The organism is Paenibacillus sanguinis 2301083 = DSM 16941 (assembly GCF_000374825.1).
Lineage (GTDB): Bacteria > Bacillota > Bacilli > Paenibacillales > Paenibacillaceae > Fontibacillus > Fontibacillus sanguinis.
On the sequence record NZ_KB895388.1, the window covers coordinates 60,890 to 73,919 of the forward strand.

The 13,030-nt window shown below is 46.7% G+C and carries 13 protein-coding genes; 3 read left to right on the plus strand and 10 right to left on the minus strand.

The genetic code is table 11. The annotated features are described in order from the left end of the window. Window positions 1-135: 135 nt before the first annotated feature. The 3 genes from C557_RS0117965 to C557_RS0117975 all read right to left on the minus strand — a co-directional run bounded on the left by C557_RS0117965 (window position 136) and on the right by C557_RS0117975 (window position 2,551). Window positions 136-519: a DUF3397 domain-containing protein gene (locus C557_RS0117965; RefSeq protein ID WP_018753270.1), complete on the minus strand. Its 384-nt coding sequence runs from the start codon at window positions 517-519 to the stop codon at window positions 136-138. 290 nt (window positions 520-809) lie between these two features. Beyond that, window positions 810-1,781: a ketopantoate reductase family protein gene (locus tag C557_RS0117970; RefSeq protein WP_018753271.1), complete on the minus strand. Its 972-nt coding sequence runs from the start codon at window positions 1,779-1,781 to the stop codon at window positions 810-812. A gap of 116 nt (window positions 1,782-1,897) precedes the next feature. Next, a complete protein-coding gene (locus C557_RS0117975; protein ID WP_018753272.1) occupies window positions 1,898-2,551 on the minus strand; it encodes an RsfA family transcriptional regulator in 654 nt (217 codons plus the stop codon). Between the two features lie 338 nt (window positions 2,552-2,889). On the opposite strand from C557_RS0117975, the gene C557_RS0117980 reads away from it, so the two are divergent. Together C557_RS0117980 and C557_RS0117985 are read left to right on the plus strand one after the other, a co-directional pair. Next, window positions 2,890-3,126 (plus strand): DUF2626 family protein, encoded by a 237-nt coding sequence (locus C557_RS0117980; protein WP_018753273.1) that lies wholly within the window; start codon window positions 2,890-2,892, stop codon window positions 3,124-3,126. A 127-nt stretch (window positions 3,127-3,253) separates the two neighbouring features. Then, window positions 3,254-4,330: a coiled-coil domain-containing protein gene (locus C557_RS0117985; protein WP_018753274.1), complete on the plus strand. Its 1,077-nt coding sequence runs from the start codon at window positions 3,254-3,256 to the stop codon at window positions 4,328-4,330. Window positions 4,331-4,346: 16 nt separating this feature from the next. Here the strand turns inward: C557_RS0117985 and C557_RS0117990 are convergent, their stop codons facing one another. After that, window positions 4,347-5,627: an extracellular solute-binding protein gene (locus tag C557_RS0117990; protein ID WP_018753275.1), complete on the minus strand. Its 1,281-nt coding sequence runs from the start codon at window positions 5,625-5,627 to the stop codon at window positions 4,347-4,349. A 187-nt stretch (window positions 5,628-5,814) separates the two neighbouring features. Next, window positions 5,815-7,146, minus strand: a complete 1,332-nt coding sequence (locus tag C557_RS0117995) for a PhoH family protein (RefSeq protein ID WP_026263555.1) — start codon at window positions 7,144-7,146, stop codon at window positions 5,815-5,817. Between the two features lie 134 nt (window positions 7,147-7,280). On the opposite strand from C557_RS0117995, the gene C557_RS0118000 reads away from it, so the two are divergent. After that, window positions 7,281-7,868, plus strand: coding sequence for a YhcN/YlaJ family sporulation lipoprotein (locus C557_RS0118000; protein WP_018753277.1), 588 nt, complete (start codon window positions 7,281-7,283; stop codon window positions 7,866-7,868). A 208-nt stretch (window positions 7,869-8,076) separates the two neighbouring features. On the opposite strand, the gene C557_RS0118005 is transcribed toward C557_RS0118000, so the two are convergent. The 5 genes from C557_RS0118005 to C557_RS0118025 all read right to left on the minus strand — a co-directional run bounded on the left by C557_RS0118005 (window position 8,077) and on the right by C557_RS0118025 (window position 12,908). Further along, entirely contained in the window at window positions 8,077-9,165 is a 1,089-nt protein-coding gene (locus C557_RS0118005; protein ID WP_018753278.1) for an LCP family protein, read from the minus strand. 98 nt (window positions 9,166-9,263) lie between these two features. Then, window positions 9,264-9,563, minus strand: a complete 300-nt coding sequence (locus C557_RS0118010; protein ID WP_018753279.1) for a YlaH-like family protein — start codon at window positions 9,561-9,563, stop codon at window positions 9,264-9,266. A gap of 84 nt (window positions 9,564-9,647) precedes the next feature. Beyond that, window positions 9,648-11,489, minus strand: a complete 1,842-nt coding sequence (typA, locus tag C557_RS0118015) for a translational GTPase TypA (RefSeq protein WP_018753280.1) — start codon at window positions 11,487-11,489, stop codon at window positions 9,648-9,650. Window positions 11,490-11,648: 159 nt separating this feature from the next. Then, the gene (locus C557_RS0118020; protein ID WP_018753281.1) at window positions 11,649-12,143 is read right to left on the minus strand and encodes a hypothetical protein; all 495 of its coding nucleotides are present in this window, start codon (window positions 12,141-12,143) and stop codon (window positions 11,649-11,651) included. 105 nt (window positions 12,144-12,248) lie between these two features. After that, window positions 12,249-12,908, minus strand: a complete 660-nt coding sequence (locus tag C557_RS0118025) for a TerC family protein (RefSeq protein ID WP_026263556.1) — start codon at window positions 12,906-12,908, stop codon at window positions 12,249-12,251. Window positions 12,909-13,030: the final 122 nt, after the last annotated feature.

The following is a 13,030-nucleotide window of genomic DNA, read 5'->3' on the forward strand; positions in this document are numbered from 1 at the left end:
TTCTATATTTTATTTGACAAAATCAACGTTTTTCCTTAACAAAATAGTCCAATATACCATATTGACAATTGTTTTCCTTAACAATTAACCCCCTATGTCACTGATTTATTCGTCATTCGCTTGATCTAGCTTAACCTAAATTGAAGAAATATATGTAATAATGCTGATCATGAACAATAAAATATAGGCGATGCCCGTTCCGGCAAATGCCAGCCGCCATACGACGCGCAGCAATTTCCGTACATCGACTTTCCCCTTCACACGCGTCTGCATCCCTCCGATCAGCCCACCAGTGATCAACAATATGATTACAATAAGATAAAAACCGAAGGTTGAGTTAAATACATTGTTAAACAACGCCGATACGGAAAAGATTAAAAATAGCGTGGTGACATCCATCGCCAGCTTAAACGCCGCTTTCTTATCATGCCGGAGAGAGAAATGAATGAAATAAACCAGGAAGAACGGGACGAATGGGACGATAGCCAACACAATAAAGGAAGAGACTAAAGCTTTCAATGCCACACCTCCTTCAATAGAATATAAACGGCAAGAAAGACCTCACCTGATAAGTAAACGACTTGATTTTTATATACATGTTAGGTTATAAATATAAATCTATCCGATGACAAAGTATACGCTATAAGTATTTTCGACAAAAGGCCAGGAAATCCTGCCGTTCCCCGTGGGATAATCGAGTTTTTCCCAATCCTGGAGGAATCAAAAAGAGTCATTACATGGTATCTTGTAACTTTCCTTCATTAATATATAATTGAATCCATAATTATCCATGAATTCTCATTTCAGTGTTATTTACCCTCAAAACCACGAATTAATCTCCAAACCATATGATGGCCCGGTGCAGGGATATTTTTGGCACAAGCCATATCAACCAACCGTCCATTAATGTTATCAATTTCCGTAGGTTTCCCTTCCATTACATCCTTGAGCATAGAAGATGTATTCGCAGAAGTCGCTTCGCATACGGCTACGATCTGCTCATGCAGCCCTGTACCAATAGCAATCCCATAAGCAGCACATATCTGCTCGCCTTCATGACTTAACTGCCAGAGCATCGCTCTGCGTTCTTTCGTAGCCAACAATTCCCCATTGGGAACTCTCCATAAAGCGGTAAGCGGATTGATTGTGGCATTAATTATTAATTTCCGATAAATCTCTCTATTGATATCTTGGGATACCGTTGCAGTAAACCCCGCTTTTTGCAACAAATGTACTACAGTCTCTTCCGCAATAGCAACAGACGATAACTCTTTACTAGGTAACCCCTCAATGATTCCACCAATTTTTGTAGCTCCATGACCAGCACGAGTTACACTTCTGCTATCCGTCCGCTTCGCTCCCTCCGTTGTAATTGCAGAAAGCAATACAACTTCAGGCAGCACTTGCCTGATTTTCTCCAAATGGCCAATTCCATTTTGGAAACATACCCAATTGGTGTTAGGCCGACTTCCCTCTTTGAGCTTGCGCAATAAACGATCATCTATATCCCTTTGCTTTAGAGTGAGAAACAACCACTCCTCCTCCAATAGCGGCAACGCTTCTTCTGTGAACTGACTCAGACAATCAGCCTCGAATTTTTGTCCCTGAATTACCTGTGGTCTGCCACCTGCTTCAGTCAGGCGAATCCCCTCTGCCTTCAGAAGAACTGACTGTTCCGGGGTCCTTGTCCAGAACCTCACCTTTTCTCCCGCTGCTATCAGCTTGCTGCCAAACAGCAAACCTAGCGCTCCCGCCCCAATAATGTTTATTCTCATACCCATATCGCCCTCTCCATCAACATCCCCAACTCATTGCTTCTATTATTGTATATAACAGACCTGCCCCTCTGCACGCAAAAAAACCGCCTTGCCGGCGGATTTTCGCGTACTAACTTATCTTATTCAATACGTTCCAGATTTCCATTGGCATCCATCTTGAACCTCGACTTGCTCTCATCTTCTTCTTCATTCAAGAATGCCAGGCGTCTGGCTCGATCCATAATTTGAATCAATGCCTTGTAATCATCGTTCACAACCCGGTAATCAGTCTGAACCTCGCTGACATGAGCCGACAAGCGCTCATTCTCTTCCCTTAGGGCAGCAAGCTCCTCATCCTTCTCTTGAAGCTCTTTCTCAAGCAGCTTCACATGACGGTTCGTATCCTGAACCGTATTCTTCCACCCCCGCAAGAAACGGATAACTGCATCGATGGAGATCGTTTCTTCCGTGACGACATCACTCCGGTATCCCCCATCATCCACCTCTGTCGAAGTCAAAGAAGCAATACCCGAATTCGCTGAGAGCGGAGCCTGCTTCTTCAAGTAATTACGTTTTTGTCGCTGGGCCTTGGCGATACCAATGGCTGCTTCGTATTTCTTGCGAACACAACTGTTCCAACGAAACCCGCAAGCGGCAGCCGTTCTGCCAATACGCTCCCCTACCTCTTCAAAGGCTGTTAATTGTGTACTGCCCTCTCGAATATGCCGAAGCGTTACCTCGGCCAAAATCAAATCATCTTCGGTACTCCATGCATCTTGTCTCACCGCTGTCATGCTATAAAAACCTCCTAACGACATCCTAATCTGACCGTCTGATCACCAGTATTTGGTGAGCGTATGGATAAAATGCTTCTTATTTCATTTCTATGCCCCTCATAGAGTTCATAGAATCTATTTGATACTAAAATGTATTTCCAAAATCAAGGTTGTCCATACATGACATAAGCCGAAATAAAATTCCTTATATCATTTATCTATTGAGCAACATTACATAAATCACAATTGGCACTTAAATATCATTATAATATTGACTTTTCGTTTACACTTACCGACCCAAAGAGTATAATTAGGAAAAAATAGGTTGTCGTGATACATAAGAAAGGGGGATTTTCGTGGCACGCATGTTCCGTGTTCTTGGTTTCTTCACCCTGATCATTGGACTAATGGCGTTTGCGGGTAATCTGACAGAAATGGCTTTGCTTTTCTTCATGCAAACGGCGTTTTTCGTTCTCTTCGGTTACCTTAAGTTTACGGAAAAAACCTACATTTTGCTTTTTTGGGGGTACATGATTGTCGCTTTCACCGGATTTAGCTACTGGACGGTTTTCAAGATGGGCCTGCCACTTTAATTGAAAATTGGTACGCAGTAAAAAGACGCTTTGGTCTTAGACCAAAACGTCTTTTTTTATATCTGCTGCTATTTTTGATGCCTGCCCACATATATATAGTACAACTAAGAACAGGAGAGGATCGCTTTTGAGAAATCGCAGATTATCCTTGTTTCTGCTGCTATTCCTATTCGCTACCTATCCTTTCTCCACGACCCTTCTGGCCGCACCTTACTCCACACAGGAGCAACAAGTGCTTGAGCAAAGCTTATCCGTCAAAGAAATTGACCGGGAAATTCAACGGATTGAGATACAACAAAACCAAATACAAATCGATCTTGAGAATTTGGAGGAACGCCTGGAGATTAAAAATAAACAAATCCACACCAGTCGTGAACGGGCTGGAGCGAGACTACGCGCTTATTATATGGGAGAACAGCAGAACTTCCTGGTTGCATTGCTCTCTGCCGGCAGTTTAAAGGACTTCTTTGCCATAATCGATTACTATAACATCATTTTAGAACGTGATCGTGTGGTATTGCAGGATTATCAAAGCGAGTACGCCTCGCTATCCACCATTAAGCAGCAGCTGGGCAACCGTCTGCTTGAATTGGATCGTTCCAGAACCGAATTAGAACGGCAGCGAAGCAGAGCGGCCTCATTACGTCAATATATAGATGAATCAATTGCGCTTAGTGCAAATCCCGAGAAGCTGCAAGCCATGATTGAAGAGTTGACCGCCTACTGGGAGCATACCGGACTACTTGAGCTGCGCAAATATTTCCAGGCTCTGGCCTCTGCTATGTCACAGTTCCCCAGCTTTCTAACTCAGTATGAGAACAGTCTTGTCCCTGAGAAAGGCGGATACCAGCTTGTAATTCAAGAAAAAGAACTCAATGAATATTTACATGGCCAAAATAAACTGCTACAAGATATGTATTTTCAATTTGAGCAAGACAAAATTGTTGTCCAGGGCAGTCAAGAGGGATTAAAGCTTAGAGTTGAGGGCCATTATACAGTAGAACAGGAACCTGTCAATTCTATCACCTTCCATGTCGACCGCTTGCTGTTCAACGGGCTCGCCTTGCCTGATACGACACGCCAGGAATTGGAGCATGATTTTGACTTGGGCTTTTATCCTAAAAAAATAGTTCCCTTTGTAGAAGCAACCGCCGTGGCCGTCTCTAAGGGAACACTAATTGTTAACCTGAAGTTATCGTTATAATTGCCGTTACTCCATCCTATTTGCCAATCTGGATCAACGAAGCACGATATTGCTTTGCGTTAATCTCTCCCACTAGATAGGTTGATGTAGCTTGCGCCAGTTGCTGCATTTGCTTGGGCAACGAAGGCCCGGCAGGCAATGCCCCGCTGGAATCGGCAGCAAGCGAAGGCGGAACCCAGCTTGGCAACATAGGATTGCCCGCTTCATAGTACATCGTCTTTAAGACCGGGAGATGCCCGGTAGATTCGTACCAGCGAAGCTGATTCAATGCAGAAGTCATCTCGGAAATCCACATGCCAGCGGCTTCGGGATGCTCTGTCTGCGAGGATACTACATAACTTCTTCCCGAGATCCAAGATGTCCTCATTTTCGGCTGGATATCTGGCAACCAAATCGATATGGAAGCCGGGCCAGCCACATGCTTGCTTATCTCTGAAGCTCGCGTCAAAATGATAGGCAATTTCCCCGCCAATAAGGGCTGCCAAGCATCCCTGCCTAACGATGGCTCTCCGTTCAAATCAACCAAGCCAGGCCGCAGCAGTTCCAACTGCTGCACCAGCAGCGATACTTTTTCATCCGCCACAAAGGGGAAAGTCGTATGTTCTGAAGCTGCGCCTCCGCCAAGCTGCCACAATAAAGTCATAGCAGCATACGGGTCCTGGAAATCCAGGCCCAGGAGAGACGAGTCAGCATTCCCCTTCTTCTGATAAGCTGCGAGCAACGTTGTCCAATCGGCCTCAGAGATAGGAGCATGCTCCAAGTCGAATGACTTCAGTTGAGCAGCGTCGTACACAAACACATAAGGATCGATATCCAGCGGCACTCCCCATACATAGCCATTCCACTCATTAGGAAGTAAGGATAAACCAAGCACCTCCCCCGACAAAGAACCAGCGTAATAACCTTCAGTCGGGAGCAAGTATCCATCCGCGGCAAACTGGCGAACCGATGTATTATCCATTAGCAGAACATCAGGTGATTCTCCCAGCTTCATCAACCGTCGTTGATAAGTCTCATATGTCTCCGTAGAAGAAACGTTAATCAACTCGACTTCTACTGCATAATTGTCCATAAATTGACGGTTCATCTCGTCAAGCCGCCGAAAGTCAGGCTCGTCCATCTGTACAGCAACGCGAATTTGCCCCGTCTCTTCCTGGGTTTGCTGCTCTGGAGGGCGAACAGGCTGGGACTCTCCACGATCCTGGGAACGAATCAACGTTGTTTCTTCGCTAGGGGACAAGCTAATCAATGCGAGCAGCAAAACAGCAAATAGCAATCCATGGTTTTTTCGCTTCACACCAGTTCTTCCTCTCCGCAATGTAGGAGCGTAAGCCAATATGTTATCCGTTACTCCACATTGTAGCAAATCAAAGCTTGCCTTGTCCCGTAAATAATTGCTATATAGCCTAATAGATATAGCCCGACAAAGGCCATGCTGCCAATTTGCCGGGCTCGTGTGTTTTAGAGGTGGTTCAACAAGTCATTTACAGTAAATCGGCGGCTTGCTGCGCCAGCCTGGAGCGTTCGCCCTTCTCCAGTGTGATATGCCCGCTTAGACCTTGATCGCGGAAGCGATCTACAAGACTCGTTAGTCCATTACTGGAAAAATCAAGATAAGGATGATCGATCTGCTCCGGGTCGCCCATGAGAATAATTTTGCTGCCCTCCCCAACCCGTGATACGATCGTCTTCACTTCGTGACGCGACAGGTTCTGTGCTTCATCCACGATAATGAATTGTCCGGGAATGGAACGGCCGCGAATATACGTCAGAGCTTCTACCTGAATACTGCCCAGCCCCATCAATATTTTATCAATATCTCCGGATTTCTTGGTATCGAACAGAAATTCCAGGTTATCATAAATCGGCTGCATCCAGGGTCGCAGCTTCTCCTCCTTTTCTCCCGGAAGATAACCTATGTCCTTACCCATCGGGACAACTGGCCGGGCAATCAACAGCTTCTTATACTTGTGCTCATCCTCAACCTTAAGGAGCCCGGCGGCTAGGGCCAATAACGTTTTTCCCGTTCCCGCCTTGCCGGTTATTGTAACCAGAGGAATGTCATCATTCAGCAGCAACTCCAGGGCCATTCGTTGTTGTGCGTTGCGCGCGCTGATTCCCCAAACTGGCTCATTGCTCAAATACAGCGGCTCCATCCGTGTAGCATCTTCGTTAACCTTTAGCAAAGCGGATTTTCCGCTGCCCATTTCATCCTTCAGAATAACAAACTCATGGGGGTAAAGTGTATAATTTAAGCCCATTGGCTTGATCGGCAATGAACGGTAAGTATAAAATTCATCAATGACCGATGGGTGCACCTTAATGGTTGAATAGCCTGCATACATATCGCTTGGCCCTACGGTACGGTCCGATAAATAATCTTCGGCCGTCAGCCCCAGAACGTCGGCTTTAATTCGCACGAGGACGTCCTTGCTGACCAGCACGACCGCTCGCGGCTCAGGCTGCTCGGCTTCCTCCAAATGATAATTCAGTGCCACAGCAAGAATCCGGTTATCGTTCGTGGCCTCTCCAAACATCTCCTGAACCTTAACGAAGCTGCGATGATTCATCTCTACCTTGATTCGTCCGCCGCCATTAACCGGCACTCCATCATGTAAATGCCCCGTCTCACGAAGTCCATCGAGCAACCGGGATACCCCTCGGGCGTTGCGGCCAATTTCGTCCGCATTACGTTTCTTGGTATCGATTTCCTCCAGCACAACTGCCGGAATAACCACCTCATGCTCCTCAAAGGCGAATATAGCATTTGGATCATGCAGCAGAACATTGGTATCCAATACGAAGATCTTTCTCACCATTATCCCCTCCACCGCGGTCATTGCAGCCTCTTTGAATTCGTACATAATTTTTGCCGTCCCGGGAAATCTAAGCTTGAATGTTAGAGCCTTCTAATAACCCAATAGTTCAATTCCGAAAGGACGGATGAAATATGCGAATTTGGCTGTGTTTGCTATTGTTGGCTTCCCTGCTGACGAGCTGCGTTACTAATACTGAAAAGGCATCACCCTCTCCACAAGATCAAACGGAGAATGTTCCCCGCGCACAAAGTGCAGATTTAAATACCTACAATTTGGCGAACGAAGAGAACCTGAAAGATCGAGACAAACAAATCTATTTAGAGAAGCTTGTCACCAAGGTACCTGGCGTTAAGGGCGCACATTGCGTCATCATGGGCAAGACCGCCGTCGTTGGAATCGATGTAGACAGCAAGCTTGAACGAGCTCGCGTCGGAAGCATCAAATATACGGTAGCCGAAACTTTGCGCAAAGATAAACATGGTGCTAACGCCATTGTTACAGCAGACATCGATTTGAATCAACGCATTGCGGAGATTGGGCAAAAGATTCGGGAAGGCCACCCCATCTCCGGCTTTGCCACTGAGCTGGCAGACATCATCGGTCGAATCGTGCCGCAGATGCCTAACGATACCCAGCCACCGGAAGGTATAAATCCCAAGCAAATGCCTAAAACTCCTGGAGGAATACAGCAACAACAGAACCCTAAAAACCAACGTTAGTTAGTCCTTAACAGGAAAAAGCCCAGCAAATAAATCGCTAGGCTTTTTTCATTGAGGGACGAGCAGTGAATCGGATAATTGAGTAACCATTTCAGACATAACGACCAGCCCTCCTGTACAATATCCATTCATGGCTTGAACTGAAGACGTGTATCTGTCCTGTTAAGTTAATTGTATTATATCATGGAGCAAAACTTGCATTCAATCATCAGTTGCCTGCCGAGGGTTCAGCCGCTTCCGTATCATCAGTCACAGTTGCAGGCTTTGTTCCGGCAAGCTCATTTCTCAGAGCCTGCTTGGCCGCCTCCAGTTCACTCTCATGCAAGTATACATAAGGGCTCTTCCAATCCCCTGTTATCGGCATAAAATCAACGTTTTCCTTTGATATGCTCCAGTAAGCCTGAATCATATTTTTCATTTGCTGCGACTCCAGGTCAGTCTCCATATTCTTGCCAACTGACTCAATTACTTTTCCGGCTCCCATCACGCCATTTAATGATTTCGCCTGATCAATCAAGGCATGAAGCACCTCATTCTGACGACGGTTGCGATCAAAGTCATCGGAGCCCTTGGTCTTCGGCTTGCAGTTCGACTTGCGATAGCGGACAAAGCCAAGCGCATCTTCTCCGTTCAAATGCTGCAGGCCTTGCTTCAAGTTGATATCCGTGCCGTCAGCCCGATCCCGGTAGCACATATCCGCATCAACGTTGACATCCACACCACCCAGCGAATCTACTACATCGCGGAAGCCCTGGAAGTTTAGTACGGTGATGTAATCGATGGAAATTTCAAAAAATTTGCTCATCATCGCCTTCATTTCCTGCTCTGCAGAAGTCCCCGACTTCTTCTCGGCAGCCAGAAAGTTCGGATAGAAGGCATTAATTTTGTTTGTCTTATACCCGTCAAGCTCAAGCTTGGTATCCCTTGGCAATGAAACCACCGTTGCTGATTTGGTCTCCGGATTCATCGAAATGACCATCATCACATCGCTGAGATGCGTTCCCGTTTCCGGACGATAATCTGTACCCAGCAGCAGCATCGTAATGGGCTTGACCTTAGCCGATTTCTCCGGTGCCACATTCTCGGAAGTGCCGGTAGCATCTATCACCTGATCAGCGGTATAAAACAAATAACCTGCATACAGTCCAACCCCGATAATTCCGATGATCATAAGTGTCAGCGCAAACTTCAAAAAGCGAGCAAAGCCGCCGGATTTCTTTTTGTTTCTTCCCGTTTTTTTTGAAGACCCTTTGGGCCCTTTGCCCCGGGGAGGTAGAGCCTGATGGTTAGAACTCATGAAATCAAACACCTTTTTCTTTGGAATTAGTTGCAATTATAAAGACGTGATGAGCATCGGAAAAGTTACCGGGTGCACTGCAGGGTCACTCATACGCTCTAACTGCCGGAAGCTGAATCCGATTTGCCCCGTTTGCTTCGGCGCCCTTCGACAAAGTAGCGAATTCGCACCATTAGCATAAGAATAACGGCGACAAGCAGACATTGAATAATCGGCAGCTTGTCGATTTGGAAGATAAGCAGCATAAATGAACCAAGCGCCATCAGAAGGTACAGGATCGTCTCTTTCCATAGCGGAAGCTTCTGCTGAGCGCGGAATACTTTGTTGTATACAAAGACCACTAGCAAGAATATCAACACGTAGGAAATCACCGGATGTTGCGCAAGCCATGCCTGCAAGACAATCCCCCTCCTCCAAAGAGCGCATCAAGCTTGAGTTATAGCGTTCAACACGTCATCTATACTCGAACTTATATATAGTTATTATAGATTGGACTCTGACATTTTGCGATGTTTTTCAGCCCGTTCACGTTCGTTCTTGTTCAGAATCTTCTTCCGCAAGCGAATGGATTTTGGTGTAATTTCGCAGTATTCATCATCGTTTAAATACTCCAGGGCTTGTTCCAACGAGAACAACCGTGGTGTTTTCATCTTGACTGTATCGTCCTTGGTAGCGGAACGAATATTAGTCAGTTGCTTCTCCTTGCAAATGTTGACGACGATATCATTATCACGGGTATGCTCACCCACAATCATACCTTCGTAAATATCTGTAGACGGCTCTACAAATAAAATACCGCGATCCTCAATCGACAAAATACCATATAGTGTAGATACACCATTATCGTTTGAGACAAGAACTCCTTCATGACGGCCGCCAACCTGCCCGCCAACCAGCGGACCATAGCTATCGAAGGCATGGTTCATGACGCCGTAGCCACGGGTCAAGGTGAGAAAGTGAGTTCTGTATCCAATCAGGCCGCGAGCAGGAATCAGGAATTCCAGACGGACCTGGCCAGTTCCGTTATTGACCATATTAACCATTTCGGCCTTACGGGACCCCAGGCTTTCCATGACTGCACCCATGCTCTCCTCGGGAACATCAATCATAAGACGTTCAATTGGCTCCATCTTAAAGCCATCGACTTCTTTCACGATAACCTCTGGCTTGGATACCTGCAGTTCATAGCCTTCACGGCGCATATTCTCAATCAGGATACCGAGGTGAAGCTCGCCACGGCCGGATACGATAAAGGCATCGGGGCTGTCCGTTTCATCCACACGCAGAGAAACATCCGTTTCCAGCTCTTTGAACAAGCGTTCGCGAAGCTTGCGGGAAGTTACCCATTTGCCTTCACGGCCAGCAAACGGACTATTGTTTACGAGGAAGGTCATTTGGAGTGTAGGCTCGTCAATTTTCAACACCGGTAAAGCCTCCGGCTGATTCGGATCGGCGATGGTTTCACCAATGTTAATATCCTTAATCCCGGCGATAGCCACAATGTCACCGGCTCCCGCTTCTTCAACTTCTACACGGCGCAGGCCCTGGAAGCCAAATAATTTCTCGATGCGTGCCGATTTCTTCCCGCCATCACGAGTCATGACCACGACGGATTGCCCTTGGCGAATAACACCACGATTAACGCGACCAATCGCCACTCGACCCAGATACTCATTATAATCCATCAACGTTACCAGGAACTGCAGAGGCTCGTCTACGTTCTCTGTTGGAGCCGGAATATGTTCAATAATGGTCTCATACAATGCCAGCATGTTGTCATCTTGCTTCTCGGCATTCAAGCTTGAAGTCCCGTTCAGGCCGGACGCATAGACTACCGGGAACTCCAATTGATCGTCACTGGCTTCCAGTTCGATGAACAGATCCAGCACTTCGTCAATAACTTCAGCAGGCCGTGCAGCAGGACGATCGATTTTGTTGACCACGACGATCGGTGTCAGATGATGCTCCAGAGCCTTGCGCAATACGAATTTCGTTTGCGGCATACAGCCTTCGTAAGCGTCAACGACCAGCAACACGCCGTCAACCATCTTCATAATCCGCTCCACTTCGCCACCAAAGTCGGCATGTCCAGGGGTATCCACGATGTTGATCAAAAAGTCTTTGTAAGTGATCGCCGTATTTTTGGCCAAAATCGTGATCCCGCGCTCCCGCTCAATATCATTGGAATCCATAGCTCGTTCCTGAACCGCTTCATTGTCCCGGAAAATACCAGACTGTTGCAAAAGCTTGTCAACCAGGGTTGTTTTCCCGTGGTCAACGTGGGCAATAATCGCAATATTGCGAATTTGTTTTCTTTCATACATAGGTTTATCTCCAAATCCTTTCCATCTATCTGTATTTGACGCCAACTGACAAAATGTATCAACACAACCACAAAACAAAGCGTCGACGAAAATGCCGACGCTCTTCACATCCCCTATATTATACGCGAAATTTTGAATAATTCAAGAACTTGGCAACCATCACCAGAAATTTCTACGGTTTCCGCGAGCCGCAATCAGCCCAATTCCTCCAATGATCAACAAGGCTGCCAGTATATAGATGACAGGCAAGGAAAACAGCGTCCAGCCCAGCAGAATAAAGGACAGAGCACCCAGGATCAATGCAGCTATCAGGATGCCGTTTTGTCGCCGAGGCGAGAAGTAATCATATTCGAATAACCCTGCAGCGATCCCGAACACAAAGAACGGCCAAGTAAAATTCAAGGTTTGAAAGCCGCCAAACGTCCCGATCAAAAACACCACGCTATAAACGACCAGCACTGCGCCAGGCAACAGCAGTTCTGAGGGGCCCTTCCGCCAGAAATACCATAGATGCAGCAAGATGCCCGGAATCAGCAACAGCAATGGCCATAAAGTCTTTGCAATGAAGCTGAACACCCCTAATTTTCCGAGCAGGATAAAAACTCCCGCAGCCAGAATAAATACACCTGTCATCAGCTTGTTGTTGTCGGACATACCCACCACACACCTTCCAGAAGACAATGAGGAACAAGCCGCAGCAAAAATGCGACACCCTCTTTACTTCCAGTCTATATGAATTTGAGTCAAAAAACCACTATCCTAGTCTCGCCCCATATTATATTTCTTCATCCACCCGACGCTAATAACGATCACGGCCAGCAAGGACGGAACCGCCTGCTCCATCCGGGGAGCTATTGATGCTATGAGGGGCCCAAGCCGAGGATCCTGCAGCAGCATATCGCCGGCTGTATAGGCAAGTATCCCGGCCCCGGCGTACGTCAGAACGGGAAAGCGCTGCAGCCAGCCCGCAAGCACATTGCTGCCCCACACTACAATCGGGATACTGATGCCAATTCCGATAACCAAAATGGACAGGTCTCCCTTGGCTATTGCAGCTACAGCAAGTACATTATCCAGGCTCATAATGAAGTCAGCCGCCAGAATGGTGCGTATGGCTCTCCACAAAGAATCTGCGTCCGTAACCCGGGACTGTTCTTCTTGAGGCAGTAACAGCTTGAAGGCAATAGCGGCCAGCAGCACTCCGCCTGCAGCATGAATGAATGGAATTTTTAACAATATAATCGCAATCCAGGTCAATACACAGCGCAGCAGCACCGCCCCCATGGCCCCCCACCATACCGCCCGCTTTCTTTGCTTTAGCGGCAGGTTTTTGCTGGCCATCGCTATGACAACGGCATTATCGCCGCTTAGCACTAAGTTAATAATGAGTATCTCAGATAACAATAGTATATGTTCCACGCCCATCCCTCCCCTACAACTTGTATGAGTAAATGGACCAAGCTATACCAATTTCAAAAAAAGATCACTGGACAAATGAAGCCTTTTGATCAATAAATACGTATATACGTCATAGAGGAAGT

Coding starts and splice junctions, on each gene's coding strand:
- C557_RS0118005 (WP_018753278.1), bottom strand. CDS start 9,165: ATGAGTTCTAACCATCAGGCTCTACCTCCCCGGGGCAAAGGGCCCAAA.
- C557_RS0117975 (WP_018753272.1), bottom strand. CDS start 2,551: ATGACAGCGGTGAGACAAGATGCATGGAGTACCGAAGATGATTTGATT.
- C557_RS0118020 (WP_018753281.1), bottom strand. CDS start 12,143: ATGTCCGACAACAACAAGCTGATGACAGGTGTATTTATTCTGGCTGCG.
- C557_RS0118000 (WP_018753277.1), top strand. CDS start 7,281: ATGCGAATTTGGCTGTGTTTGCTATTGTTGGCTTCCCTGCTGACGAGC.
- typA (WP_018753280.1), bottom strand. CDS start 11,489: ATGTATGAAAGAAAACAAATTCGCAATATTGCGATTATTGCCCACGTT.
- C557_RS0117970 (WP_018753271.1), bottom strand. CDS start 1,781: ATGGGTATGAGAATAAACATTATTGGGGCGGGAGCGCTAGGTTTGCTG.